29 protein-coding genes and 1 pseudogene are annotated in these 24,589 nt (G+C 51.8%); 2 read left to right on the top strand and 28 right to left on the bottom strand.

The window, feature by feature from the left end; translation table 11 throughout:
• The 5 genes from AC007G_RS11015 to AC007G_RS10995 all read right to left on the bottom strand — a co-directional run.
• A partial coding sequence (locus AC007G_RS11015; protein ID WP_479466597.1) for a tail fiber/spike domain-containing protein occupies window positions 1-1,177 on the bottom strand: 1,177 nt, incomplete at its 3' end.
• Window positions 1,178-1,267: 90 nt separating this feature from the next.
• On the bottom strand, window positions 1,268-1,420 hold the full coding sequence (locus tag AC007G_RS11010) for a DUF1378 family protein (protein ID WP_118859934.1): 153 nt from the start codon (window positions 1,418-1,420) through the stop codon (window positions 1,268-1,270).
• Window positions 1,417-1,947, bottom strand: a complete 531-nt coding sequence (locus tag AC007G_RS11005) for a hypothetical protein (protein WP_118859935.1) — start codon at window positions 1,945-1,947, stop codon at window positions 1,417-1,419. The genes AC007G_RS11010 and AC007G_RS11005 overlap by 4 nt, the downstream gene beginning before the upstream one ends.
• The gene (locus AC007G_RS11000; RefSeq protein ID WP_213900909.1) at window positions 1,944-2,483 is read right to left on the bottom strand and encodes a lysozyme; all 540 of its coding nucleotides are present in this window, start codon (window positions 2,481-2,483) and stop codon (window positions 1,944-1,946) included. The genes AC007G_RS11005 and AC007G_RS11000 overlap by 4 nt, the downstream gene beginning before the upstream one ends.
• A 1-nt stretch (window position 2,484) precedes the next feature.
• Window positions 2,485-2,700, bottom strand: a complete 216-nt coding sequence (locus AC007G_RS10995) for a phage holin (protein WP_087749388.1) — start codon at window positions 2,698-2,700, stop codon at window positions 2,485-2,487.
• Between the two features lie 332 nt (window positions 2,701-3,032).
• On the opposite strand from AC007G_RS10995, the gene AC007G_RS10990 reads away from it, so the two are divergent.
• Both AC007G_RS10990 and AC007G_RS10985 read left to right on the top strand, forming a co-directional pair.
• Window positions 3,033-3,185: a transmembrane anchored protein gene (locus tag AC007G_RS10990; RefSeq protein WP_282387469.1), complete on the top strand. Its 153-nt coding sequence runs from the start codon at window positions 3,033-3,035 to the stop codon at window positions 3,183-3,185.
• A gap of 72 nt (window positions 3,186-3,257) precedes the next feature.
• Window positions 3,258-3,470, top strand: coding sequence for a hypothetical protein (locus AC007G_RS10985; RefSeq protein WP_032451348.1), 213 nt, complete (start codon window positions 3,258-3,260; stop codon window positions 3,468-3,470).
• On the opposite strand, the gene AC007G_RS10980 is transcribed toward AC007G_RS10985, so the two are convergent.
• The 23 genes and pseudogenes from AC007G_RS10980 to AC007G_RS10870 all read right to left on the bottom strand — a co-directional run bounded on the left by AC007G_RS10980 (window position 3,471) and on the right by AC007G_RS10870 (window position 24,284).
• A complete protein-coding gene (locus AC007G_RS10980; RefSeq protein WP_213900910.1) occupies window positions 3,471-6,395 on the bottom strand; it encodes a hypothetical protein in 2,925 nt (974 codons plus the stop codon). It abuts the gene before it with no gap.
• A complete protein-coding gene (locus tag AC007G_RS10975) occupies window positions 6,395-8,101 on the bottom strand; it encodes a hypothetical protein (RefSeq protein ID WP_228304986.1) in 1,707 nt (568 codons plus the stop codon). The genes AC007G_RS10980 and AC007G_RS10975 overlap by 1 nt, the downstream gene beginning before the upstream one ends.
• Window positions 8,085-10,799, bottom strand: coding sequence for a transglycosylase SLT domain-containing protein (locus AC007G_RS10970; RefSeq protein WP_213900912.1), 2,715 nt, complete (start codon window positions 10,797-10,799; stop codon window positions 8,085-8,087). Before AC007G_RS10970 ends, AC007G_RS10975 begins: the two co-directional genes overlap by 17 nt.
• A gap of 9 nt (window positions 10,800-10,808) precedes the next feature.
• Complete coding sequence (locus AC007G_RS10965; protein ID WP_099144252.1) at window positions 10,809-11,303, bottom strand: hypothetical protein; 495 nt, start codon at window positions 11,301-11,303, stop codon at window positions 10,809-10,811.
• 3 nt (window positions 11,304-11,306) lie between these two features.
• On the bottom strand, window positions 11,307-11,738 hold the full coding sequence (locus AC007G_RS10960; protein ID WP_224050132.1) for a hypothetical protein: 432 nt from the start codon (window positions 11,736-11,738) through the stop codon (window positions 11,307-11,309).
• A complete protein-coding gene (locus AC007G_RS10955; RefSeq protein ID WP_099144251.1) occupies window positions 11,738-12,016 on the bottom strand; it encodes a hypothetical protein in 279 nt (92 codons plus the stop codon). The genes AC007G_RS10960 and AC007G_RS10955 overlap by 1 nt, the downstream gene beginning before the upstream one ends.
• A 2-nt stretch (window positions 12,017-12,018) precedes the next feature.
• Window positions 12,019-12,420, bottom strand: coding sequence for a hypothetical protein (locus tag AC007G_RS10950; protein ID WP_099144250.1), 402 nt, complete (start codon window positions 12,418-12,420; stop codon window positions 12,019-12,021).
• Window positions 12,413-14,689 (bottom strand): phage tail protein, encoded by a 2,277-nt coding sequence (locus AC007G_RS10945; protein WP_118859943.1) that lies wholly within the window; start codon window positions 14,687-14,689, stop codon window positions 12,413-12,415. Before AC007G_RS10945 ends, AC007G_RS10950 begins: the two co-directional genes overlap by 8 nt.
• Complete coding sequence (locus tag AC007G_RS10940; protein ID WP_228155046.1) at window positions 14,689-15,297, bottom strand: phage connector family protein; 609 nt, start codon at window positions 15,295-15,297, stop codon at window positions 14,689-14,691. Before AC007G_RS10940 ends, AC007G_RS10945 begins: the two co-directional genes overlap by 1 nt.
• Before the next feature lie 59 nt (window positions 15,298-15,356).
• The gene (locus tag AC007G_RS10935; protein WP_099144248.1) at window positions 15,357-15,830 is read right to left on the bottom strand and encodes a Bbp16 family capsid cement protein; all 474 of its coding nucleotides are present in this window, start codon (window positions 15,828-15,830) and stop codon (window positions 15,357-15,359) included.
• A 38-nt stretch (window positions 15,831-15,868) separates the two neighbouring features.
• Window positions 15,869-16,864, bottom strand: coding sequence for a major capsid protein (locus tag AC007G_RS10930; RefSeq protein WP_099144247.1), 996 nt, complete (start codon window positions 16,862-16,864; stop codon window positions 15,869-15,871).
• Window positions 16,865-16,874: 10 nt separating this feature from the next.
• Complete coding sequence (locus tag AC007G_RS10925) at window positions 16,875-17,594, bottom strand: hypothetical protein (RefSeq protein WP_099144246.1); 720 nt, start codon at window positions 17,592-17,594, stop codon at window positions 16,875-16,877.
• Entirely contained in the window at window positions 17,581-17,904 is a 324-nt protein-coding gene (locus AC007G_RS10920; RefSeq protein WP_099144245.1) for a Bbp19 family protein, read from the bottom strand. Before AC007G_RS10920 ends, AC007G_RS10925 begins: the two co-directional genes overlap by 14 nt.
• Window positions 17,904-19,571, bottom strand: a complete 1,668-nt coding sequence (locus AC007G_RS10915) for a portal protein (RefSeq protein ID WP_479466596.1) — start codon at window positions 19,569-19,571, stop codon at window positions 17,904-17,906. The genes AC007G_RS10920 and AC007G_RS10915 overlap by 1 nt, the downstream gene beginning before the upstream one ends.
• Window positions 19,571-20,965 carry a hypothetical protein gene (locus AC007G_RS10910; RefSeq protein ID WP_479466595.1) on the bottom strand — a complete coding sequence of 465 codons (1,395 nt, stop codon included), beginning with the start codon at window positions 20,963-20,965 and terminating at the stop codon, window positions 19,571-19,573. Before AC007G_RS10910 ends, AC007G_RS10915 begins: the two co-directional genes overlap by 1 nt.
• 84 nt (window positions 20,966-21,049) lie before the next feature.
• Entirely contained in the window at window positions 21,050-21,502 is a 453-nt protein-coding gene (locus tag AC007G_RS10905) for a DNA-packaging protein (protein ID WP_099144242.1), read from the bottom strand.
• Window positions 21,503-21,508: 6 nt separating this feature from the next.
• A complete protein-coding gene (locus AC007G_RS10900) occupies window positions 21,509-21,769 on the bottom strand; it encodes a hypothetical protein (protein WP_099144241.1) in 261 nt (86 codons plus the stop codon).
• Window positions 21,753-21,983 carry a hypothetical protein gene (locus AC007G_RS10895; protein ID WP_213900916.1) on the bottom strand — a complete coding sequence of 77 codons (231 nt, stop codon included), beginning with the start codon at window positions 21,981-21,983 and terminating at the stop codon, window positions 21,753-21,755. Before AC007G_RS10895 ends, AC007G_RS10900 begins: the two co-directional genes overlap by 17 nt.
• Window positions 21,984-22,043: 60 nt before the next feature.
• A complete protein-coding gene (locus AC007G_RS10890; RefSeq protein WP_118859950.1) occupies window positions 22,044-22,556 on the bottom strand; it encodes a DUF2829 domain-containing protein in 513 nt (170 codons plus the stop codon).
• A gap of 181 nt (window positions 22,557-22,737) precedes the next feature.
• Window positions 22,738-23,037 (bottom strand): annotated as a pseudogene (locus AC007G_RS10885) (Gp49 family protein); the annotation flags it as partial.
• Entirely contained in the window at window positions 23,034-23,390 is a 357-nt protein-coding gene (locus tag AC007G_RS10880) for a helix-turn-helix domain-containing protein (protein ID WP_099144237.1), read from the bottom strand. The gene AC007G_RS10880 and the pseudogene AC007G_RS10885, both read right to left, overlap by 4 nt.
• The gene (locus AC007G_RS10875) at window positions 23,378-23,680 is read right to left on the bottom strand and encodes a Ref family recombination enhancement nuclease (protein WP_228155044.1); all 303 of its coding nucleotides are present in this window, start codon (window positions 23,678-23,680) and stop codon (window positions 23,378-23,380) included. The genes AC007G_RS10880 and AC007G_RS10875 overlap by 13 nt, the downstream gene beginning before the upstream one ends.
• Before the next feature lie 10 nt (window positions 23,681-23,690).
• A complete protein-coding gene (locus tag AC007G_RS10870; protein ID WP_099144235.1) occupies window positions 23,691-24,284 on the bottom strand; it encodes a DUF1367 family protein in 594 nt (197 codons plus the stop codon).
• Window positions 24,285-24,589 lie beyond the last annotated feature (305 nt).

Below are 24,589 nucleotides of genomic sequence, written 5' to 3'. Positions count from 1 at the left end.
GGGTTGAGTCACATCGGGCACCGTAATACTCCGCGTGGAGCGTTTCGTTCTCAATGATGCGCTGCCAGTAATACGCTGTTTGCCCGGTAGGCACGCAAATATATCCGCCATCGTCAACCGCTATTCCGGCCTTTGCGACAAACTCTCCGAATCCTTGTGGCGGTAGCGCCAGCGCAAACCAGCCCTCGGCGGGAGCGTGTGAGGCCAGTAATATTTTTTGCCCGGAAGAAGCCGGTACAACTTCTCGGAGTGAAGGAAACGATGAGACCTGGCCAACCAGATTAAACCCTTCTCCTGAACCCAGGTTTACGCGAAGTGTTGCATCGGTGACATCCAGCCATTTCCCTTTACCGCGTCCGCCGGCCGTATCCGGAGTGCTACCGGGTAATACGATCTTCGGCATTGCACCATCCCAACGCCAGTATTCGTCCGTGGACTCCCAAAGCAGCACTTCAAACCGTTGAGTAAGCAGCGACCCTTTCTCAAACGAGCCTATCGCCGGGACATAACCCCATAATCCGGTTCCCGCGGGATCCTGTAATTTAGGCTGCCCAGCACCGTCGAAACCCAGCCCCTTCCAGGCTCGTTCATCAGCTGTCGGCAGCTGGCTTATATAGGAGTCAGGGACACGCAGCGATCGATTAAAGTTGCTGGTTATCTGCTGCTGTAGATCACTATCGCTACTGTCGACGTAGCTTTTAGTTGCGGCATCCTGCGCCAGCGCGGGATCTCGTAGGTTACGAATACGGTTATTCATCGCATCGTAATAGTTCGCAAAAATGTTTGGCTTTTTCAGAGCCAAAGAGTCCCACCACCAACCGAATTTTTGGATAAGCATAGTCAGCTTATCAAGAGCTCGTTCGTGGCTTGTCGCGGGAAACTTCCCGGTCGCTAGATAACTGGTTAACTGAGTAGCATCAGGATCACGATAAATCAGTAGCGTGGCGCCACTGTGCGCGGCGAGCAAAGTTAGCTGACCACCGTCCTTATCACCGGCGCCATTCAGATAGTAATCAACGTCAATCGTCAGCGTGGTTTTGTTAAATTCGTCGCCGTTCTGCGTATAAAGTTCAGCGACAATATGCGCATTCTCTATGAAGTAGAACGGGATACCAAAGGGGCCAGTGCTGGTTGATAGCTGATAATCAACCGATGAAGTGTCGTTCTCGACCATCATCTACTCCAAAACAGTTCGACATGTGTGGCATTGTCAGAATCGTTTTGAAGCTGGGCAAAAATAAGGCCGCGTTATGCGGCCCGGAGGAGGTTATTTCTCGGTTGTTTCTGATGCTTTTGCGGCCACGGCATCATCAAACTTTTTCTGGAAGTATGCGCGTATCGACTTGTAACCGCCGGCAACCAGATAGAGGGTCGATACTACCACGCTAAAGTAAAGCATTCCCGTCTGCACGTTCGTCATTTTGTCTCCTGCCTTTTCTGTTCAATCTGGCGAATACCCGCCAGCTGGTTATTTGCTTTTTCAATAGCCGCTAGTAAGGGCGTGATCCACAAAACAGCCTGGCAATATGTCAGTTCGCCGGCGGCAGTGGAGCCAGAACTGGGCTTGTCAGATCCGCCGGTATTGGTGTGCACTGCGCTGGTACGTAGACTGTTCGTGTATTCGAGCAACCCGCCAGAAATATCAGCAGGCACAGGCATATCACACGTTTTTTCACGCTTGAGAATCGTTCGATATTCAATGGTTTTACCCTCTGTACTTGCATCTACCGCCCTGTTTTTGTCCTGAACATTGCCGCTGATCGTCTGAAAGGCAGCGATATTGTCCGCCTGCATCTGGATAACCCGTGCCTGCAACGTCACCTGACTTTCAGCCGTTTCAGCTCTGCTGGATGCCGAGCTATATCGATAGCCCAGCCCTGCGGCGATTGTGAGGCCGACGATTAGCAGAAGCATAATAATTGCCGCAGCGATAGATTCTGGTTTCACTTATCGATATCCCAACACGTCAGCGCGCTTTCCTGGTCACGCCGCTCAACCTGCCCGTAGCAGCCGTTGGCCTTACCTTTCGTTAACCGGCAATCCCGGCCGCCGTCAAATATCCACCGGCGGATCTCCGCGCAAGCACCTTTGCGGTCGCCGGCATTTAATTTGCGGTAGAACGTCGAGGGGAAACATTTGGGAGGGCCGATATTGTAGGGACAGAACGAGGCAATTCCGACTTTCTGCGCTGGCGTCAGCGGCACATGCACATTCTTTTCTACCCACGACAGCGCCTTGTCTCGCTCGATTGCATTTACATGCTTACACTGCGCCTCGGTTGCTCTTTGCCCTTTAACTACAAGCTTGCCATCGATGACCGTTACGCCATGGCACAACGACCACACGCCACCCGGGTCAACGACGGCAACTAACGCATTGCCCTCTTTCTCGCTGATAAACTGGTCAAACAGCACTGGCGCTGAAGCACCAGCGGCAATTAGCGCCAGCATGGCCGCGCTGAGTTTTGCTTTAGTCGAAGCCATATTATTCTTCCGACAACTTGCCGCGGCGATACGCGAGCCATTTGAAGTAGATATTTACGAGAAAGGTCAAAGCCGTGAACACCAGACTGCCAATTACGCCAATGGCTGCCCACTGGCCGGGAGTGTATGAATCAAGCAGCTGCGAAAACCAATACGTAGCGCTGACCGTTGACGTCCCGTAGGTGATGACCTCGGAAACCCTGTGTGTCATTTTCATCGTTCCTTACCTCCCGGCCGGGATGGCTGATTTAAAAGTGGCAGGGACGATTTTGATAAGGATGGTGGTACTGGGCAAAAGCTGATCGTTTATCAGGATTTCTATCTTTTGATGGGGTGCTATAGTGATTTTGGGATTATCCCTATGGCAATAATTAAGGAATGAAAAGTGAAAAAAATAATTACTCTGCTACTGGTCGCAATGTTTGGTGTGATGTCTGTGTCCGCGATGGCATGCCCTAAAGGTACCCACCCACATGGCGGTACTGGTTCTCATCATAAAGGCGGTACCTGTTCCTGATAGGATTTAAAAACTACACACAAGGCAAAAACATGAAAAAATTATTCGCGGTGTTATTTGTTCTGCTCTCTCTGGGATCTGTAACGCAAGCTTACGCAGGAAACTGCCAGCATCCTGACGATACAGCCTCTGACGGTTCCCGGTGTGGTGGTCGTTCGGCCGACTCACGTCCTGGCGGGCAGTAATGATAAAGCCCACCGTATGGTGGGCTTATTATCTGTTATATTAAAAAGATACTTCTGTAATGGTGGATAATAATGAACCGTGAGTACAGCCAGGTAATATATCTCGCGATCGGTATTGCTATAGCAATCAGCTTTGTTACCGTTCTGAATGATGGGTTTTCACTGCTGAACATTCTGTGTGGCCCTTTTGCAGTAATAGGAACTGTTGCAGGATTATGTATCGCTTGGTATTCCACTATCGGCATCAATAAAATCCTGCAAAAATTTGGGTTCAGGGATTACTGATTATCGTCCCAACGTAAACTGCGAAGGCGGGATAATAAAGTCGTTTCCCTGCTCTTCCTTCACGCGCAGCTGGTAGCGTTGCAAAGAGCCAGGCGACATCCATTCCCGCATCTGGTTCAGGATCAGAAAATCCATCACCGGGCGCACCACATGCAGGTTCATGTAAGGCGTGTGGTTTATCGCAAAGTTGAAGTAATCAGCTGCTTTTGCGTCTCCTTGTTTCGTCAGTCCAAAGAGGTTGATCAGCTGTGCAGCATCGGATGCAAAGGGACCAGCCAGCGACGTCGCCGGGGTATTTCCGAACCGGTTGTACTCCCCAAAGAGGAAATCCCCCAGAATACCCAGCCCACCGCCCTGCGCCATGGCTGCTGTCCATGTACTGACATTGTCGGCAGGGCGTGGGGTCTGGCCCCTAAGCATCAGCTTCGTCTGCATGGAGAGATAACCGAACGCCGTCGCCCACAGGAAAAGCTGAGCAATGCCCATCAGCTCACCGTTTCCATTACGCATCGCCCGGATCAGAGCGTTATTGCGAAAGGTATTATTCTGGCTTAGTGAACCAAAATCATAACCACGCCCGTAGAGCTCTCGACCGATCGCGTTCTGCATAAAGCTGGCTGTAAAAGATTTAAACTGCCATGCAAATCGCAGCATTTCGCCATAAGCGGTGCCGCGCTGCATACCTTGTTTCATGATCGACATTGTGCGCGCATCCGGTTCGTTCAGAGCTACGCCAACGCGATCGAGAATATAACCGCGGACCTTATCGGAAAGCAGATCCCGCGCATATTCTACCGAGCGGTCATTAATTTTTATCCCGCGGTTGGTGAGGTAATTTTCGATATCCGTGCGGGGGATATCCGCCACACCATCCGGCGTCATGTAGGCATTGCCATCTGCAGCGCGTAGTTTCATTTTGCTGAGCGCTGCCCACTCGTTTTCTTCAATACCATGCATCGACAGAACCCGGCGCAGATCTTCCGGCACATCACGGAATGATTTTCCAGCATGCGTGCCCATCCACTCAGAAACCATCATGCCGGTACTGTAGCGGCTGCTGTTAGTCCACCAACTTTGCAGGTTCAGCCGGAAATAATTGCGCATCGCGCGGTTAACTCGACCAGGCATCGAATTGTCAGCGCTGAAGCGATAAATTAGCTCGTCTTTCATCGCATCAGCATGTAACCCGATAGATTTAAGAACCTGCTGGCGTTCCGCATTTTTCCAGCGCGTCAGCTGCACTTTATTCGCCGTGGCTTCCCAGACAGAACCCAACATATTTCGTCCCTGATAGCGCATCTCCATAGCCTGTGTGGCTATATCGTTGAAAGAAGAAATCATTGATCCGCCCAGTTTCATCATGGTTTCTATCGCTCGGGTTGTTGCTGCTACGCGGGCGAGCGCGGCATTACCGGGAATATTTGTCTGGCCGGTTATTTCTTTCAGTTGATTAGTTAGTGAGGTGTTCCGCTTCTGCCGGAATTTATTTAATGCGGTGTCATCTTTCGCGCCTTTGTAGCGCTGTTCGATGCGATCAGCCAGCTCGTTAAACATGTTCTCAGGGTTAGTGCCCATCCGGCGCATCACACCTGTCGTTTCCGCTGAGTGAATCAGCCCGCTACCGACCGCCTCACGAAGGTTACCGACGCCGAATTTATCGTTATACCGGTACCAGGAAAGACCATCTTTGAAATGCAGCACTCGCTCCTGACTGGCCCGGCGAGCAACATTACTGCCGCCGCCCTTAAAGCCGCTCATCCAGTCCGGTCGGTCAGAACGTAGGTGAACACCTGAAGACAGTCCAACGTAGACATTATGCAGAAAGTCATCAATGACCGCCTGTGATGGTGACAGTCCTCCCGGCGCTGCCGGGTCAAAGCGCGGCGTCCGCCCGGCTACGCTCACCCACTCTCCGCCATCGTTCCGGAAACCGACGATATCACCGAGATCGATATCCTGCCCGTTAGCCAGCAAATCCCCTTTACGGAAATTCGCCCTGACCACTTGCCCGTTACCGCGCATGAGATCGACATTTTCACTGGCGACACCTTTAATGTAAAAACGACCATCCGCCCGCTGCGCCAGCGCACCAATATTTTCCGGTTTTAACGGTTTTGCCGGCCGCGCGCGCCCATAAATCTGTTCTTCCGTCATAGCTACCGCTTTGCGTACCGATACGCCATTCTGACCGTTAATGTCCAGACCTTCGAAAGTACGCGGGTCAAGCTCCGGAAGTATGGCATCGCGCCAGGATTCAAAGCCAGCGGTGCGGATTTTATGGATATCGTGGGACTGCCGCGCGATATAACCCGGTATTTTTCCGATAGCGGCGCCGGCGCGGTTGGCGTCGATACGAGCCTTTTCCTGCCATTTATCAAGAATGCGCGCAATTTTTATCGCATCCTCTGGGAGATGGCTTACATCCTGCTTATTGCCCAGGCGCCACATGGCATCTGCCACACTTTGATCAAGAGAGCCATTGGAAAAAACAGGCAGCACGCCCTGCTCTTCCAGATCATTCGCCAGTCCAGAAATATAATGATCACGCAGCTGACGCATGTTGTTAAATGCGCTGTCGCGGGAACCGGATACCGCCTCATTGCGCCCAACCATAATCGCGGATAAAGCCAGGTCCGGGCGCCCACCAAAAGCATCTATGCGCTGAAGATTTTCATGCAGCAGACGCATATTTATTACCCGGTTCCGGGCCTCAATATGCTTAGCCAGGGCATCATCACGCGCAATTTCATCAGCAGCACGGAGTGCCGCCTCTTCGAGAGAGAGACCTTCATTTTCGGCGCGTATGCGGGAAACCGTTGATTCCATCCGTGATACCAGGTCCTGCATTTCATCTTCAGCCAGTTGCCGCCCGGCGGCCGTGTTTACTACTTGCTCGCAGGCCGTTAAAAATTCACCCTGTGCCATTAAATCGCTCTCCTCAACATACATGCGGCAAATGCCCGCGCCGCTTGGGCAAAACTCTGGTCCCCTGCCGCTGCGTTAATTTCCGCAAGGTGGGCGTTAATTTCTGCCTGATTTTCCAGACCGTTAAAATGTGCTTGGGCTAATTCCATTTCAGATTGAAGGTCTTCCTGCGCTGCCCGTAGTTCGTCGTCTCCGCGCTGCTGGATGGTTCTCTCTGCATCTGCGCTGGCTGTACGCGCAGCCGCATCAGAATGCCGCTGGTTATCAGCCTGATTCTTCAGGCGATTCAGTGCGGCGTTCCTTTCCGCAGGATCGGCAAGACGAAAGAAATCTTCAATATCAGGAGAATATCCATCCGCAGCCTGGCGGATAGCAGAGCGAAAAGCATTTTGCCGGACAAAGATATTCGACTCGTTGAAGCGTTCTGCCGCTGTTTTCACACCGCCGGCAATCGGTGAAACCTGAAGCCCCTGTTTAATTTGTGCAGACCGACCAGCAATCAAATCCGCGAAATCCTCCGGGATCTCTCCACGATCAAGCTGGCGTAATTTACCTCTGGCAACTTCTGCATCACGATTAGAAGCCAGTTCATCGCGCAGACGTGCGTTTGTTTCTTCGGTCTGCTGACGCCATGCATCAACATCTTTTCGCGCCCGGGACTCTGCTTGCTTGCGCGTCATGCGTTGGCCCTGATACTGCTTTGATAAATCCCGGAAACGCTGCTCTTCCTGCTGTACGGCTAACTCACTTTCACGAATCTGACGGTTAATTTCCTCCACTCTGGGTGACTGACCGTCAAGCTGTGCGGCTAAAGATTCGCGGTAAGGTTGAATATTTTCATTCCAGGCCCGCGAATACGCATAATCATCGACTCTGCTGTTAATGGTTCTTGCGAGATCTGTTTGTGCATCAGCAAAACTATCTTTAAAAGCCGGGGTGTTATCCGGCGATAATCCTGCGGAACTCACTGCATCTGCCTGTCCTGCGGGCGCAGCGTCAGTAACCGCCTGTGGGTTATCCTGTTGTAAACCCCGCTGACGCCTGGCGGCAATAGAATCACGAACGGCACCGCCAAAGGCATGCAGGCCGCCGCCGGCTATCGTGTTCATGAAGAAGTTTTCCACCGCCTGCCCGAGGGTGTAATCATCTCCTTCAGATGCTGACGCCAGGGCATTAATAGGTTCAGCAACCAGAGACTGGACGGCGCCAGCACTGGCGCCCTGTACAAATCGCTGAGCAAACCTACCGGCTACGCTGGCAGCCTTCACCTCTCCCAACCCGGGAACAAACCCCAGAGCAAGATTCCCCGGATCCGTCATTGCCCCAGCCAGACCGGCAGTAAAAATAAGAGGTGTGGCCACACCAGAAGGGGCAGATTGCAATATAGCCCTTCTCTCCTGTGTTGCGCGATTTGTCTCAGTTACATGGTCCAGATATGCCTGTGTTACTCCCTGTTCTGGAACTTTGATATTTTTTATGCCCAGTGCGTCAAACTTTTGCTGAGCCGTTTGCTGATCAACCAATGGAGACGTTGGATCATTCGCATAGGATTCAGATACTAAAAAGCGATTCCCGGCGTTAGCTGGACCCGACAGCATCCCTTCTGAAAACGCAGCACCCAGCGCCTGACCGAAACCACTATCGAAATTACTTCCCGGTTGCTGCAGGCCAGAGCCAGCATCACCATCATCAACGAATATTGGCATTGGTATCCCTCATTCCTTCAGCAAAAGAAGCACCACTTTGTGACTGGCCTCCATAGGTTTCCCGCAGCCCATGAAGCTTCTGCGCTCGCGCATCGCGTTCAGTTCCCGGTGTGTACGGTGTTTCCCGTGAACCGAATTTTTTAACGCTCTGCCACCAGGAGGGATCCGCTTTCGCTATTTTGTCGAGATCGGCAAAGCTGACAGTAATCGGATTGCCGCCGGCGTCATTTTGCACGTTGTTTCCCAGATACAGCACCAGCCCGGAATCATCCGAGTTATTCACCCAGTGTGCGTTATTTTTCACCTCATAAAGCGTTTGTGATTTGTTGAATTCGTCGGGCGTTTTACTCCCGAAATTAAGAGGCTGAAGCTGATCTGCTGTCAGCTTATCTTTAAACAGGCTGGCACCGCGGGCGATATAATCCGGTTGAAAGCCAAGATATGTCGGGACGCGGTACGTATCATTAACAGTGTATTGGCTGGTGAACATATCAGCGGTAGCCTGCTTTGCTGCAGCACTGGCATCCATTCCGCGCAGTACATTGATCATCGTCAGCCGCTGCCCCTGCTCATCCAGCGTTGACCAGCTGCCAGCGCCGCCTGGCTGAACCAACATCGTCTGGCGAAATTCAGCAGAAGCATCGGTCCATTCCTGCATAACGGAAGTGTCCGAGCCCTTTCCGTTCTTTGCAACGACTGACTCTTTCAGGGCGGCCGTTGGTGTGTTTCTTTCCTGCCACAACGGTACACTTGCCCGCGGATTTCCGGCTGATAATGCCCCAACCAGAGGTCCGTTTTTACTCTGCCCCATAATCTGTCGGCCGACTGCCTGAGAATATGGCCCAAAAGCGTTCAGCTGCTGCCTGATGGATTCAACCGTTGTTTCTTTGTTGTTGTTGAATCCTTCGGCCATAGCCTGGGCTATTGAGTCAGGCAATACCTTCTGACTGTTGATCCCAAATCGATTTTTCTCTGATTGCACCGACGCTATAAACGATTGCGCCATAACTGGATCAGAGGGGTTTTGTTGCCATGAGACATAAGCCTGCTGCACCAGTGGTGAGTTTTTCATAAACCACGCGCCAGGATCACTTTTGCGCTGTTGAGTTACCTGCTGCAACTGGGCGGTAGCTTTCTGGTACAAAGACAACTTGCGTTCAAAATCCGGGTCGTTAGGTTGCGGGTAAAGCGCCTGAACGCTCTGCTGCGCCATCGCGACGGGTTGGGTCATTATCGTGTTATAGGTCGGCACAAGCGCCTTTGTCGCCTCGTATTCATCGTACTGACGGTTGAACTGTTCAAGTTGCTGAGGGTCCGCACCCTGCGGCAGGTAAGACAAATATTCCTGCCTTGTGACATCACGGGTTGGCATGATTCCGTTCTGCATCTGGGCCATGTTATTTTGCATGGTGTCCTGCAGATTCTGCATGCCATACGCACGCTGCCGGTTTACCTCTGCCGATACCTGACCTAAAAACTGGCTTTTCTGCTCAGGACTCGCATTCTGATACCAGGGCATTTTCTGGATCTGAGATAACTCAGCTTCCGGCGGCAGGGATTGCGCACGGCTTAACACACTCATGGTGTAATTGCGGGTCTCACTGAAAGGTATTCCGGAAATGAATTGGTCGTTGGTAATCTCGCCTTTATTGGGATCACCTAAACGAAGCAAGGCGGGGTTTTTCCCTGCGTTATTCGTGCCATTAATCCAGTCATCTACTGCGCCAGGACCCGCGTTATATGCAGCCACTGCCAGCGCCTGGTTACCACCGTATTTTTTGGAAAGGTCCTGATGATATAGCTGACCTATCTGCATGTTGTAGCTGGCGTCGGACATAAAACGCTGAGGGTCCCATTGAATACCGTGTTTTTTTGCGGTTTCTTCAGCGGTTGCAGGTAGAACCTGAGCTATACCCATTGCGCCTGCTGGCGACGTCAACGTACCTCCATTTCCGTTAAACTGCCGACCGCCAGATTCTGCAGGGATCATCGCTGAGAAGACTTTGTCAGATGAAAGGTCACCAGGGGTGAAAGTAGTTGGTGATGTCAGTTGTTTGGTCCGCCAGTCAGCAATGTATGCCTGCGTGGCGTTCTGAGACATCTGCTGATCAAGACGGGCGATCCGCCCGTTAATTTCATCCTCAGACTGACCATTTGCCGCGCCGAAGGTATGAATTGCATCTATGGCCTTTGCCCTGGTAACCGCATAATTTCCCGGATCGCTGCGATAAGTTTCGGCATCATGAACGGCCATCTGCAGACGCCCGTCCAGTTGCCCGCGGCTGTAATCCTGGAATTGCTGATATTCGTGCGAATCTGCAGAACTCTGCAGTTGAAGGCGGGTAGCGACAACCTGGCGGTTCCAGTCATCGCGTCTCCCTTCCGGGATTGTCTGCCCCAGCGTACCTGCTGCCTGATCATACTGCTGTAGGGCATCGTCAGATGAACCAATGGCATTCTGCCCTTGTTTCTGCCTGACCTGATTAAACAGATTATATTTGATGGTATCCAGTTTCAGCGCACCGTCCTGTAGTGCCGTATCTGAAACCTGGCGGGTAATGGACGCTGTTGCCCTGGCGGCGGCATCCGCACCAGCATTCAGCATTTGCTGATCGGCTGTGTTATTGGGTAAGTCCACCGGCGCGGTGCCAAGCCCTTGCGTCGTCACCTGTCGATCGTAAAAAGGTAAGTTAGGCATTTTCGCGTCCTATTTTTGTCCGTACTTTGCGCCAAGGAACGTGCTACTAATTTGCGCCCCCGCCCCGAGGTAGCCCAGCAACCCAGGCCGTGCCGCTTTCGACTGCTGGCGCATAGCGCTAGCCTGATTCTTCAGTGCATCAGACTGGAGAATGCCCTCGTTAGCAACGGCGTTTGCGTCTTCCTGGATATTAAGTGCGGTCTGCCGGCGCAGCAGCGCATTCGTGCCACCAAAGCCGGTACCGCTCGCGGCAATGCGTGCATCCTGATCTCCCTGAAACTGAGCACCGCGGCGGCGGATAAGCGCCGACTGCTGGCCGGCATTTAAAATGGCCTGGTTCGCCTGCTGGTCAAGCAGCTGCGCGTTGGTGTTCAGATTGCTGGATTGCTGTCGCGCGCTGCTGAGTGATGAGAATGCGTTTAACGCAGAGCTTGAGGTTTGCGCTATTGGCGCTGCATTATTTTTGAGACTATCGCCGACCGTCTGCCAGTTTACAGAATCCATAAATCACCTCGTTATCGCCCACAGGGTTGAATCCTCGCCCCGGTGGTTAAACTTCTTCAGACACCCTTCACAGTGCATACCCAACATCGCCAGCATGCGTTCACCTTCCGGGAAGGTTGTGCTTGCCTCTATGCGGTGATAGCGTGCCAGAGCCCTCTGTAACTCACGGCGTGTTACCCTGAATATCTCCGGCCAAAGGTGCGTAATGCCGTCGGAAATGATCATCCAGGCCTGTGCGACCCCCGTCTCAAAGACCAGCCCATATTTCTCCATTGGGATGAAACCGCCGATCGCCACCGGCTGACCAGCATGCAAAATTGTGAACGCTCCAACCTCAGCAATGTTTTCAGCGTGTTGTTCAGTTTTGATACAGTCGATTTGGTGAGGCTGCGGCTTAATGGCTGCAAGGTGCCATGGTTCAAATGGGACGATCATTAGCCCCCCAGTAACGTTTTCTGGCCAGATGAGTTTACAGATGAACCTGATGCCCCTGTGACATTCCCCTGATTCCCCTGACGCTGGCGGCGCCGTAAAAGATCATCCGATTCGGCAATCGAGGCATCCTGAGTAACCTGAGCGCTGGGTTTAATCGTGGGCTTTTTACCACTTTGAGTTGCGGAGTAGACTCCAGCCCCTGCAGAAATAACGGCGGCGCCCGCCATTGCCCAGGAAGCCGGATCCGCCTCTAATGTGAATTTGCGTTTATAAAGCATAATTACCTCACGATAGAAAATAATCTGGCGTCACAGCCAGGCTGATAATTGCGAATAATAGCGTCCTGCTGGTAACTGAGCATTTTTGCAACGCGCGCAGATAAGTTATCTATACAGACGCATTCCACTCGATGATTTTCGGTCAAAGCAATTTCAGTAAATCGCCTGGCAGCACGGTAAATATGGATGGGGAATAACTCCGCGCCGGGGGCCGTGTTTAACCAGAGCCTTACCCGGCCAGGCGCTATCTGGATAGCCCCGCCCGTGGCGAGTGTTTTTTGCCCGTATTCCATCGCAAAAGACGGGAAAGATACCAACGCCTCAACAGCTTTCTGCGGTAATGAGTTCTGGAATATTTCATTTAGATGGAACTCCTCAAGGCGGACTATTACTGGTTCAGTCATCTTCCATTTCTCCCACTGGATCGATGCTGACGATGGTCATTGGTTGCGGAAGATCCTGAACAATGCGAATAGAACCGTTTTCATTGAACTCGCCCGGCCACGGAACGGTAACCACACCATTAAACAGCGGTGGCGCTTCATCCATATTGTCGGAATAATCCCGGGCGCGAAGTTTATCCAGATACTTGCCGCCATCATCGCCGAACTTACCGCCCAGCGTATCGAGGAAACGCAGCCGTGCTTTGGCAAAGCGTTTAATGCCACCTTCCAGCGGCAGGGTAACGATTTCAGCCGCATTGTTGAGGCCGACATGCACCACCGATGATTCCCAGTCGAGCGTTATTTTTCCTTCACTCACCTGCCGCGATACGTGCGTCGCACCATCGGTTACCACGGCAACGGTTTGCCCTTCCAGGAACTCAAGACCGGATATAACGGTTGTTGCTTCACCGCTATACGTCGCCATGCAATCCAGCACACGCGCCCATTCCTGAGTGATAAACGCGCTGTCAAATTCCGGCAGCATGTATTCCAGATAGCGTACAGTCGCGCCGTTTATTGTTCGCCTTACCACCATCCACAGCTCATCGCGGCCGCCGTCGATATCCGGAATAACCTTGATGCTTTCCACAGCCCCGCCGATGTCGTGCTCATGCCAGCCAGTGATGTTCTGTTCGGCATCATACGTCAGGCCCAGCAGGCGACCTTCCGTCAGCAAAGCCCAAAGGATTCGGTTGGGCTCCTGCTGGTACGCCAGCGCGATAATTTCAGAGGTGAAAAGGTGAGGAGCTAAAATACAAGAATTTGTCGCGGAAAATGAATCGCTGCTGGAATCGTAGGCGGCAATCATCACCTTGCGCCCGGCGCGTTGCACAAACGCGACGCGGTCAAAAAGACGTTCTGCCTGCACCTCATTACTTCCGATCGTGCTGTTCAGCTCAACCTTTGTGTTCCCGGCCCCAAAAACGGAAGTCAGGCTTTGCTCGCCATAGGAAAACTCATACCCAGCAGTCCCTATAAATATTTTCCCAGCCGATGCCACAAGCCATTGCATTGTGTCCTGAGTGTCGTCGATTCTGTCGTTAATAGAGTCATCGCTTTCAGCTTCATATCCGTTTGTCATTGGGCTGTAGTTCTGGGGATCACCCGCTACGCTTGACCATATTTTTTGCCGCCCTGCGAATACCAGACGCCCACGGAAAAAAGCCGCAAACTGGGGATAGCGAAGAACATCCGACCAATCTCCGAAAGCGTATTTATACGTTTTCCCGACCGTGTTTCTCACACTGGGCGGTAATTCAGTAACGATTTTGCCGGTTGCGGAGGTGGGGCTGCTAACTGCTGTTATCTCGACAATTCCCCAGCCACCACCAGAATATCGCCAGAGAGATGCATCTCCGCCGCTACCATCACGATGCGCGCCAGCTGTCCATGTGGGTTGTGTGTTACCCGTCTTTGTACCGTCCATATCTTCATAATATTTGCCATCTGAGCGACAGAACACACCAGCTGAGAATGTTTCTGTCGTGCTGGCAGCCCACGCAGGAATGTAACCGCTATGCCCGGTTGCGTCGTCCACAGCATCAGTACTGGCCTCGATATAAAAAAGGCTTCCCACATGCGCAGCTTCGAAAATATCAGTATTAGATGTGATATTGCAGAGGTTGGTTGTTGTTGGGGTGCCATCAGGCAAATCGTTTCCATCCTCGGACCAGATCCTAAATTGATCGGTATAAACGACGCTGGATTTATCAGAGTTTATATCTGCGAACGGTCCGCCGGAAAATTTTGCTTCTGACAAACTCCAGTTTGTATTTGTGTTTCGCGTCAGCTTATAAACCGGGTAAATACCGTTGGTGCATGTGATATAAATCACGTCTGCCGATTGCTGCAGCGATAAACCAAATTTCCCATTGCGCGTTAAATCTCCAACCCCCCAAGGGGTCGAAACTTCCAGGATATTATTATCGTCGTCCAGGAGCTGCGCATGGTTAAACCAGAAACGAATATATTCCGGTCCAAATTCCAGAATAAAAGCCTCTGTAGTGCTGAATTGAAATGAGGCCAACCAGACACGCGCACTGCTGTCCTTCACTGTTCCGGCGTATTGCGTACCTCCGCGGCGTCGAGCTGGCCCCTGTGGTAGTGGTATGAAGTTTTTCATGGACTTGACGGCGCTGGCCCATTTATCAAAATCCACCTGTCCATACATTACCGGCGAAAGTATGCCGGCATTGAAGCTGCGTTTTGTGGGGCGGATTTTTGCCATTACAAACGAGCCTCCATCCATGTTGAGGGAGGGAATTTTTCGCTGGGCTTCTCTATGGCGTTAGCTCGCACTGCGCCGGAGATAATCATCTGAAATTCATCGAGCAATGACGATTTCAACGTGTCTTTCCCAGTCACCGCCTTACAGGAACGGATCGCCAGCATACACGCCAGCGCATCAACAAAGGTGGAATCGAACTTAGACGCATCGGTCACCCTGACCCGATAGCGCAGGCTTAACGGCGGCGGTAAGTTCGTAAGCAACTCCCGCCCCTCTATTCGATATTCAGCAGTTACCAGGCGCGGATCGTATTCGGTGAAATCGTGGCCGTAGTACACATCCCCCACCGACACTAGCACCATTAAATCAACAGGCAACTGATAGACGTATTGATAGTCAATGACAGGCGTTTTATTTAGCGGGGTAAGCTGGACGCTACGAGCACAAAAATTCCACGCATATTCGCGCTGTAATTTTTCAAGGAGTGGGGTGTAAATCAGGTTCATCACGCGCGTGTTTTTATCCTGTTCATCTCGATCCATGAGATGATCGGATCCCAGGAAGGAAACTAGCGCCAGATTCATGATATCTGTCTGACCGGTCATCATAATACCTCATAAAAAAGCAGGGGCCGCAGCCCCTGAAAAACGCACTCACTCCACCCTAATTAAGCATTGCTGAGATTAAGCGAGGCAAACTCGACGTTATTTGCGTAAGAACGCCAAGTCTGAGCATCTTTCGTGATGAACGCATCTACTGCGCCCGCGGTGAAAGGCCCTGTTGCCACGGTGTATTGCAGGCTTAAAAAACGCTTATAGTCGGCCGAAGGCAACGCCACGACAACCGCAGGCTTTCCAGCCTTGAGGGTTGCCAGTGCTTTTGCCGTGGTCGAAAAAATCACAGTAGGTGTGTCGCTTTTGTCCTCGTTGGCATAAGCGCGCAACTCAATCGCGAGCGTCGCCGCCCCTGCGGCCGCGAACGTCACCGACGGAATCACAACCAGAAAAGTTGGCTCGCCTGCGCCCGCATCAATCACAGTGTTGAAATTAAACGCCGGATTGAAATCGATGATATTCGTGCTGCCTGTCGAGGCGGTGATCACCTGGGAGTCAGAAAATTCAAGCTGGGCATCTACAAACATGGTTATCTCCTGAAAAAGTAAACCGGAAAATCGCCCCGTTAAGAGGCGACGACCTGATCTTCCCCGATTTTTAACTGGTCAACCCGGCGTACCGGAACCTCGCCGAAGAACATAACGCGACGTCCGCCAGCCATTTCCATGGTTAGGGTTGAGTTTTTCACGGCATCTACCAGCTGCAGGCGCAGCATCGCGCGCAGTGTGCGGTTCATGTAGTACGCAGGGCTCACGCCTACCAGTGACTGAATGCGCTCTTCAGCGATAGCCATCAGTTTGATGAGGTTTGCACCCGCATTAGCGTTAGTGCGCAGAGCGGTAACATCAATGTTTGCGATGCGGACGACATAGCGCCAGTCATGCAGCGCAATACCGAGATCCCAGGTGTAAAGGTCCATCAGCGCCCGGAAACGGTTGCCATCATCATCAAAGGCGTCACCTTCACCCAGATCACGGTGTGTCAGACCAGCTTTAGAACCTTTCGGGAAAATTCCGTAGACTTTGTCTGGCGCCCACCCGATGAGGTAAATCGAGGTGAGATTCGCACCGGTACCGCCAGCGTCGATGATGTTGTCGGCATTGGGCGCAGACAAATCGCTGAAGCGTGGAGCAATGCCCAGGAATGCCTCCGGTTGCCCAACAAGCGTACCGTTAAGCATCTGGAATTGAGCCTTCTGATTCATCGCTTCCATGAACGGTTTGGACTGGTTGAATCGGAAGCCCGCGGTATTACCATTCAGGTTCGCAACACGAACATCAACCTGAGAGCGCGCCTCAAGCAAGCCGGTGGTTTCATCGACCTGCGCGGTAGTTGCCTTGCTTTCCGGAATACCTTTGTTCAGCTTGCGCCAGTACACAGCAGGTAAACCAGTACGGGTTGTGATGCGCGTTCCGGTTGGTAGGTTGCCTTCATAAAACGGGCAATCCCACAACATTTCGTTGTCCTGGTCCAGGACCTCGGCGACGTTCGCAGAGGTGCCATCGGGATCGAGCAACTTTGCAGCGTCCCAGAGAGTCGGTAAGCCGGTAAGTGTTGGCATTTAAAACTCCTTATTGCATGTTCGGCCACATGCGGTGAGCAATGTCTTTTTCTGCTGCATTGCCCGGCGCTGCGCCAGTAACTGTTTTGTCTTCACCCAGCGCTTTACCGATCGCCAGGACTGCATTTACAAGGTCGGGATCATTAAGCAGACCCGCGCTATTGAATTTTTCAATCACCGCGTCAGGGAAGAATCGTTGCACCGCGTTCTGAAGAATCGCCGTATTTGCCTCAACCTCACTTCCCCAGGACTTAATAACCTTTTCCCGGTTAGCGGTATTTTGATTAGCAATATTTTCCTGGGCACTTTTTTGCTGTCCGGCGGCATATTCGTTGAATTTATTAATTACCGTTTCGGCCTGTTTTTTATTCAGTCCGCTTTCATGCATCCAGCCCAGAGCTGTGTTCAAAAACGTGCCGTCTACACCATCGGGGGCTTTAAGACCGTAATCTTCAATTTTTTCCGGGCGGCCGAGTTTAGAGTAAAGGTCCTGCCATCCTTTTTCGTCGCCATCGTCAGGCAGTTTTTCGATAAAAGCCGCTGCCCCCTGCTTCTGCGGTTGTTGGCCTGCTTGCTGACCTGCAGGTTCGCCGGGGTTGAGAAGGCTAGCCGGAGGATGTTGCCCTTGTTGCTGCTCCGCAGGTTCGCTGGCGGCCGGCGCACCACCCTCTCCACCCTCACCCGCTACATCCATCAGACGGCGCAGCATCAAACGTTCAAACAGATTCATTATTGTCGTCCTCGTTAAGTTCGTTCATCTCTTCGGCGATCATTGCGGCAATATCAGATTGCGACAGGCCGAGATAGTGGTTTATGTGCAGAAAAACTTCCCGGCGCCCTTCCGAAACAAATACGGCGTATGGGTCGGTTTGCTGGGTCGTTGGTGAAATAGCAACACTCGAAGAATTGACGTGGCAGAGTTTCGCCAGCAGCCGGATGACAATTTTTTGTTCCGGCGTCATATTCCCTGGCATGCCGAAGACGGACTGGAACGCCCGCGCACGGTTCAGTGTGAGCCACAGGCTTTTTAGGCGGTTCATCATCCCCCCTGAAGTGCCGGCGACGGCGCTGGAGTTTGTGCTATCTGGTTGGCCTGGGCGAAATCTTTAGCCGCGGTGGCTGCCACCGGCGCTGCAGCAAGTAACTGCTGTAGTTGCAGCTGCTGCTGATCTGCGGCATCCTGCGCAGCCATTTCGTCTTCGGTTTTAACCACCTGCAGAGGTGCGCCACTGGCTTTAGCAATAAAGCGCAATGCAGCGTCTCCATTCAGCGTGCGGGCGATGTTCTGGTCAAACTGCCCGATAGTGCCGGCAGCGTTTACAACGTTCATAATCCCGCTTGCCTCTTCACTCATCTGCAGACGTACCAGCGGGCTGGTGTATTCGATATCGTATTCGCTACCAGCTTCTTTCAGCTGTTCCGGTGGATCCGGCAGCAGCCCATTCTGATAAGCAATATCAATTTCCCGCAGGATCAACGTCCCAAGAAACTCAGCCTGAATACGCCCGGCGGTAGGAGCCAGCAGTTGGCCCTTCTCCTGCGCGCGCAGCATAGCTTCTGTAGCGGTCATTTGCGGGTTATCAACGAGGATCTGGAACAGCGTGATAAAAAAACCGTCGTTGATAGTCTGGCGTTTTTGTTCTGCCAGTGTCATCGCAACGCTGAAATCGGTCGCGGTATTCAAAGGTACAGCCAGCGGTTTACCATCCCGGTTCATTCCGCCGAAGTTCAACGCACCAGGCATCATTTTGAACGGTTGCAGTATGCCGTCTTCCGGAAGCAGCATCGGCGGACGAACGGCCATCTGTGCCCCCTCGATGATGGCGCGGTTTATTTCGTTCAGCAGCTTGATATCCGGCAGCACAACCATCGCAGGCGAGCGGCCGTATATCTCACCCGGCGCGGTGTAATAACGGCTTATTGCATAAGGCTGCGACCAGTACCCGCCCTCTTGCACAATCTTGCTTCCCTCCAGGCAAATATGCACAGACCGGAAGGGCATGCCCTCTTTGTCCTGTCGTGACATGTCACGTTTATCATTTGGCTCGACGCGATGTAGGAAGTTGAATTGCTTTGACGGGTCGCTCTTCGCGGTTGTTCTTACCTGTTCAGGGAGGCTTTCTTCACCAAATTGCTGAATAGCCTGGCGGCCAGTCATGCAATATTTTCGGTGGACGATATCGATCATCCCCTGAAAATTTTCAGTGAAATAGATTTCGCGTAAATGGTATGTGCAATAACGCGGGCCTTTTCCTACCACGTTATCAACAAACGTGCAGCCGGTCCCGAATGCACCAGAAGAAATATAATGCTCATGAGATTGCGAAGCGAAATTGGCCCACGGCGCATAGCGGAGCCGAAAGAGAATATCGCGCACTTCCTGGAAATAACGCTGCACCTCTTCATCATCAGCGAATTTTTCATTGCTGAGAGTGTGCCACTTCTGCGTTCTCGGGGTGATAACTGACTCAATGGCTGCACCAAACTTTTGCAGGGCCAGCGCGCCGGTAGCGTCGATCGCTTTCTCAGTGCGCTTACCGCCCTTCTGTCGCGTTCCTTTAAACTCTGCGCTACGTGGGAGAATGCGCTCGGCTATTTCCTGCCAGTGCTGCTCGAATACAGAGCGCTCGGTTTCCATGCTCTTTTGCTCGCGCAGGATCCGGCCGATACGCTCTGATTCGCTTTCCTGTGTTTTTGTGTTGGACATCAGTTATCCCCGTACAGATCCCAATCGGAATCAGCGTAAAACTGCTGACTGTGTCCGGGTGGGTTATAAGGATCGTAATTGGACTGGGCAAATTGCTGTGTTGTTTGGCGGTTTCCGCTACGCAATGACTTGCTGCCCACGGCGCCATAGCGGAACGAATCGGAACCGTGAGACGTCCAGTTATGCAGCGGAGTAGTCTTATACATTTTGCGAGTGTCGTCCCACTCTTTTTGATACTGCCCCAGAGCCTCCAGGCCTTTTTCGCATTTGGTCTTATCGAACCAGCAGGATCGCAGCATCATGCGTACCTCGCTGATACCATCATCAACCGATGTGGCCGGCAGGACCTTGCAGCGGATCCCCAACTTGCCCAGCGTCTCTTCGCGTGATGCGCCGGTGCTTAGCTCTCGGGCGCGAACATCGTGTGGGAAGAAGTGACGCTCGGCGTAGGTGTAAGGTTTCTCGCGCAATATTTTTACGTAATGCTCCAGGCCAACGCCGGAGGATTCGTAATAATCGATGACACGTACTTCTTTGCCGATAAACTGGAAAAACCAGATAGCCGTTGCGTCTCCAATGCCCAGGTCCCATGACGTGTAAACTTCATACTGGGGATCCCACGGCACATTTCCTATTTGCCCGGCCTTCTCCAGTCCAACAAGGATCGATGAGTAATAGGCGCCTGGTATCGCAGCGTTCCAGTCGCACATGTATTCCTGATTGAACAGCGCCAGCCCCTCTTCTTCCCCGCGCTCAGCCTGCATCTCTCGCAACTCCTGGGCGAGTGTTTCCGGTGGTATATGCAGCGTAATGTCAGCGCTTAAATGGTCACAAAACCAGTTTTCGGGATCTTTTAAACCACCCTGATACATTTTATAAAAATGGTTTTTCCCGCGTGGCGTGGAGACAAAGAACGCCCAGCCGCCGTTATCTGCCAGTATCGGCCGCAAAAATGCCCACGCAGAGGGGTTACTTAGCGCCCATTCTGAGAAAACGATCCCGACGTGGCCGGAGCCGATAAGAGCGCCATAGTTATCGCTGCCGACTGCCTGCCAGGTGGAGCCGTTGATGAACTCGATCATCATCTCGTTATCAAGCGTTTTTCTTCTCAGCTCATGAGGAAAAGCCTCATCGATGCGCAGTCGGCCAGTGCGAGGGTTAACAGCCTTCCAGATAGCCTTTCTTACCTGGTTCGCCTGCGGCAGACAATGGGCATAGTTGCCGATACGCTCGAATGCCTTGCATGCGGTCATATGCAGGCTGAAATCGTCTTTCCCATAACGGCGAGGCCAGCACAAAGCAGCTCTTTTTTTCCCTTCCTGAATTGCAGCCCATGCCCGGCGCTGGTGAGGGCGTGGTGTCCAGTTATTTGCGGGTAGGGTTATTTCTGCCATTTATTCACACTCTATTCACTATGGACGATAAAAAGGCGGTATTCTTTCCATTTCACCGATTTACCAGGCAATAAAAACGCCTGGTTATTCTTTTTCGCGGAAATGTTTCACCTTCACAGTCACTTCCAGGTCACCTTCAACAGATTTTTTCTCTACCAGCCCAAGTTCGCGGGCAATGATATTTGCGTTAAGCAGATCAGCGGCAGCGCCAGAAAATTTCTGCTCGTAAATCAGCCTTTCGACTCGCGTAGTGATTACCGAAAAACCTTTCTTCGTCCTGTACTGATCCCAGGTGCTATCTGCAATATCCAGAAATATGCAGAGCCCTGAAATGGTCATTGCGCGCATTTTCGGGAGGCGAGCTTTAGTGATCGTTCCCTGAAAGCTGAATGCCTTTGTTTCCCACAGTGGGTGTTTTTCCACCCAGTCGAAATATTCACAACAGGCCTCCCACAAGATATCGGGGTCAGTGAATTTTGGGTTTCTCCCGTGCTTGCTGCGTGCCTGCCAGAATTTATTGCCTTTTGGCGCTGCCATATCTCATCACTCCGTGTTGCGGCGGGTATATTTCCGTTTTTGGGGGATTTCTTCGGGATCGTTTTTTGGATCTTCGATTTTTTCCGCCTGCGGTTTTTCTTCCGGATAAAGCGACAGGAATGCATCCACAACAGAAATGACGATATCCTTAGCCGCCTGCTTTCCGTCAGCGCCGCCGGGCCAGCTGAAATTGTTAGCCAGAACAGCGCCAGCGCTTTTGACGATTTCCACCTGAATATCGGTGTCTAACTCATGCAGTTTTTTCAACGTCAGTTTCCTCAGAGGTAAGGCTCATAGCGGCCATCATGATTTTCAGCTCAGGGGCGTCGCCGTTTTTTACTGCGCGTAAAATCACACGGTCAGCATTGCCGTTCGCGTATGCAGCTGCGCCGTACATTGCTGTATTGAGGTGCGCTTTAAGGAAGCGGGCTTTCATAAGCGCCAGGAGTTTTTCAGCTTCTTCGTCATTAAGGGTGATCATTGGTCTCTCCACTTTGGTACTTTCGGTCAAGGCCATCAGAGGAGATGGCCTTTGCAGAAATTACTCAACGATGTTCCAGTCTTCAGCCAGAATATCGGTCTGGCTCGCCAGCCATCCGGTGACCGTAGAACCATCTGCTGAACACATGTTGATATTTGGCAGGCGGGTGACAACATCGCCTTCGTAGGCATCGAAGAATGAAATGCTGACGCCCTGAATGTGTGAAACAGGCGGCTCACCTGCAAATGCACCGCGATTAAGCCACAAGTGCATTCCTTTTCCGTTCCACCCAGCCCGAGCGACGCACTTACCAAGCTTCAGTGCTTCAATAGCGAGACCAAAACTCAGGCCAGAAACTGGGCGATATGCATTATCGAAAACGTCTTTCGGCGACCATGAGATATAGCCGTCAAAGCGATCAGTGTTGGGCTTACCACCATCAAGGTATTCGACCAGATAGCCTTCATCAGCACCGTTCTCGTCGGCAGGAAGTTGCCAGCCGCGAAAATCGTTATAAGCCAGGCGGGTCATAGGGAACGCATTAATTAATTTGACGCCAATATGTTTAGTCATTGGTCTTTCCTCATTAGTGGGGTGTGAGTGCTTTTACTACTTATTTCCACTGCAGTGCGTAGCCGCCATCAGAAAAGGCTTTACGCAGCTTCCCGATCACTTCATCGCTTTCGTTGTGGAATCCAGAATAGGAGAGGAAGTGTTCGAAGTTTTCCTCTTCGGTATGACCGCCAGAGTCATGCAGGCGCTGTTTCAGGGCGTACCCCATAAGCGGCCATAACTCGTTTTCTGCGTTTTCGATGGCAATCTGCTCACCAATTTCAGCGTCATCATTTTCTGAAGAGGCTGAGCATGAGGGTCTGCCGGTAACAGAAAAACCGTTTTTCGTGGTCAGAACCGCCCAGCGGAGTACCTGACCTGAAACCGAAACGTGTTTAACGATCTCTGTTTTTTCGATATTTGCTTTAAAGTCACCGAGCGTTATGCGCGGTGCCGTTAAGCCTTTTGCCTGAATTTTCTGCTCGATATCTTTGTCGCTCATGGCGTTTCCTCTTTCGTTGGTTGTCGTGCACTCCGCAGCAGCAGAGTGATCATGTAGTTTTTGCTGTGGCGCCGGCAGGAGTCGAAAAAGCTTTCACGTTTGCTCATAGGGATTTTTTTTCCGGAAAACTTCTCAGCCAGCTCTTCCGTTGGGAAATAAATGCGACGTGAATTTCGTCCTGTTTCGTTGTGGGCGCGGAATATGAGATTGTCTTTAAGCAGACTGTCCAAAATAAAAAATACAGTGCTGCGTGACATACCGAGCGAATACATCACTTCGGCAGACGTTACCCCTTCCGAACAGGTGCGAATTAGCTCAAGCACCGCAATTTTTTTTCTGGTTAAACCCGACATAGGCGCAATACCTTCACTTCAGTCGTCACCTGATCGAGCAACTCCAGTTCGGTACCGTATTTGCCCTCCCATGTCTTTTGTCCGGCGTGAATTGCCACGCCAAAACCACCAATGCGGTGGTGCGCAGGGCAAAGAGGCAAGGTTCTTTTGTGATTTGCGCGCTGGCCAGCGCCCTGACCGGTTCGGATGTGGTGAATTTCTGCCGGAGTGGAACCGAAACCGAGATTGCGACAGACAATGCAACCCAATTCGGCTACGTCTGACAGCCAGTCTTTATCGTCTTTAGTCATGGTGGTGACCTCAGGCCGCATAACTGAAAAGTTGAGAGGCTGCGTTTTCTGCTGCCTGTTGCGTCGGGAAGGTGCGGAAAAGAATGAAATTCCAGAGGACGTCGAGGACTGATTTATAAAGCTGGGAAAATTCGAGATCGTCCATTTTTGCGAACGATATTGATTTTGGTTCTTTGCGGGTGGTGCCGTCCGGCATCTGGTACTCGGTATAAAAACCGGCTTCGATAGTTACCCAGGAACGGAACGCTTCAAACGATTTTACAGCACTGATATTTCCGGCGCGTTTTTCCGCTTCATCGCGGAGATACTGATCCGCCAGTTCCTGCAATGTGTCCGCATGCCCGGCATAGTGGGCCACCAGTTGCACATAACCACGAACCAGTTTTTTATCTGCTGGCGAAATTGCACCGCCGGAAGGTTGCCAGTAATCAAATCCCAGATTCAGGAGGGCGAAAAATTTGCGGTGAAATGCCGGATTTCTTGCCTGCTTAAAATCAGAGTAAAGGACTGCCCCCATGCGAATTTTCTTCACAAACTCGCGGGCGTCTGGAGATGCAGGGATTAATACATCGCCTGCTGATTTGATAAATGAATACTGCGCCATTGGGTTCCCCTTTAGCGCAGCAATTGCTCAGAAATACAGAGTGTTGGGTGTTCAGGCCAACACCATGATTATAACACAGTGCCATCTGGTTTTATAATCGTGTAGCCAGATAGTTTTGCTATTTCAAACAACGCGTTAAGAGATGCCACGTGTTCGTCATTGTGGACCATTCTTGTCTTGCTGACTTTACCGTTTTCGCATGTAACTAACACAGTACCGTCGTCGGGGAGCAGGTCGCCTGCCTTATTTTTATCAACCACAACCCCCACCCCTTCAACAGATAACTGTATATAATTACAGTATAT

The organism is Klebsiella sp. CSG-1, assembly GCF_056521145.1.
This window is presented reverse-complemented; position numbering and strand designations above follow the sequence as displayed.

Excerpts from the sequence above, each read along its gene's own strand:
- AC007G_RS10940 (WP_228155046.1), bottom strand. The coding sequence starts at position 15,297 with ATGATGACCGGTCAGACAGATATCATGAATCTGGCGCTAGTTTCCTTC.
- AC007G_RS10990 (WP_282387469.1), top strand. The coding sequence starts at position 3,033 with ATGAAAAAATTATTCGCGGTGTTATTTGTTCTGCTCTCTCTGGGATCT.
- AC007G_RS10870 (WP_099144235.1), bottom strand. The coding sequence starts at position 24,284 with ATGGCGCAGTATTCATTTATCAAATCAGCAGGCGATGTATTAATCCCT.
- AC007G_RS10965 (WP_099144252.1), bottom strand. The coding sequence starts at position 11,303 with ATGGATTCTGTAAACTGGCAGACGGTCGGCGATAGTCTCAAAAATAAT.
- AC007G_RS10945 (WP_118859943.1), bottom strand. The coding sequence starts at position 14,689 with ATGGCAAAAATCCGCCCCACAAAACGCAGCTTCAATGCCGGCATACTT.
- AC007G_RS10970 (WP_213900912.1), bottom strand. The coding sequence starts at position 10,799 with ATGCCTAACTTACCTTTTTACGATCGACAGGTGACGACGCAAGGGCTT.
- AC007G_RS10955 (WP_099144251.1), bottom strand. The coding sequence starts at position 12,016 with ATGCTTTATAAACGCAAATTCACATTAGAGGCGGATCCGGCTTCCTGG.
- AC007G_RS10910 (WP_479466595.1), bottom strand. The coding sequence starts at position 20,965 with ATGGCAGAAATAACCCTACCCGCAAATAACTGGACACCACGCCCTCAC.
- AC007G_RS10920 (WP_099144245.1), bottom strand. The coding sequence starts at position 17,904 with ATGAACCGCCTAAAAAGCCTGTGGCTCACACTGAACCGTGCGCGGGCG.
- AC007G_RS10950 (WP_099144250.1), bottom strand. The coding sequence starts at position 12,420 with ATGACTGAACCAGTAATAGTCCGCCTTGAGGAGTTCCATCTAAATGAA.
- AC007G_RS10925 (WP_099144246.1), bottom strand. The coding sequence starts at position 17,594 with ATGAATCTGTTTGAACGTTTGATGCTGCGCCGTCTGATGGATGTAGCG.
- AC007G_RS10880 (WP_099144237.1), bottom strand. The coding sequence starts at position 23,390 with ATGTCGGGTTTAACCAGAAAAAAAATTGCGGTGCTTGAGCTAATTCGC.
- AC007G_RS10915 (WP_479466596.1), bottom strand. The coding sequence starts at position 19,571 with ATGTCCAACACAAAAACACAGGAAAGCGAATCAGAGCGTATCGGCCGG.
- AC007G_RS11010 (WP_118859934.1), bottom strand. The coding sequence starts at position 1,420 with ATGACGAACGTGCAGACGGGAATGCTTTACTTTAGCGTGGTAGTATCG.
- AC007G_RS10875 (WP_228155044.1), bottom strand. The coding sequence starts at position 23,680 with ATGACTAAAGACGATAAAGACTGGCTGTCAGACGTAGCCGAATTGGGT.
- AC007G_RS10960 (WP_224050132.1), bottom strand. The coding sequence starts at position 11,738 with ATGATCGTCCCATTTGAACCATGGCACCTTGCAGCCATTAAGCCGCAG.
- AC007G_RS10935 (WP_099144248.1), bottom strand. The coding sequence starts at position 15,830 with ATGTTTGTAGATGCCCAGCTTGAATTTTCTGACTCCCAGGTGATCACC.
- AC007G_RS10995 (WP_087749388.1), bottom strand. The coding sequence starts at position 2,700 with ATGAAAATGACACACAGGGTTTCCGAGGTCATCACCTACGGGACGTCA.
- AC007G_RS10975 (WP_228304986.1), bottom strand. The coding sequence starts at position 8,101 with ATGCCAATATTCGTTGATGATGGTGATGCTGGCTCTGGCCTGCAGCAA.
- AC007G_RS10895 (WP_213900916.1), bottom strand. The coding sequence starts at position 21,983 with ATGATCACCCTTAATGACGAAGAAGCTGAAAAACTCCTGGCGCTTATG.
- AC007G_RS10890 (WP_118859950.1), bottom strand. The coding sequence starts at position 22,556 with ATGACTAAACATATTGGCGTCAAATTAATTAATGCGTTCCCTATGACC.
- AC007G_RS10980 (WP_213900910.1), bottom strand. The coding sequence starts at position 6,395 with ATGGCACAGGGTGAATTTTTAACGGCCTGCGAGCAAGTAGTAAACACG.
- AC007G_RS11000 (WP_213900909.1), bottom strand. The coding sequence starts at position 2,483 with ATGGCTTCGACTAAAGCAAAACTCAGCGCGGCCATGCTGGCGCTAATT.
- AC007G_RS10905 (WP_099144242.1), bottom strand. The coding sequence starts at position 21,502 with ATGGCAGCGCCAAAAGGCAATAAATTCTGGCAGGCACGCAGCAAGCAC.
- AC007G_RS10985 (WP_032451348.1), top strand. The coding sequence starts at position 3,258 with ATGAACCGTGAGTACAGCCAGGTAATATATCTCGCGATCGGTATTGCT.
- AC007G_RS10930 (WP_099144247.1), bottom strand. The coding sequence starts at position 16,864 with ATGCCAACACTTACCGGCTTACCGACTCTCTGGGACGCTGCAAAGTTG.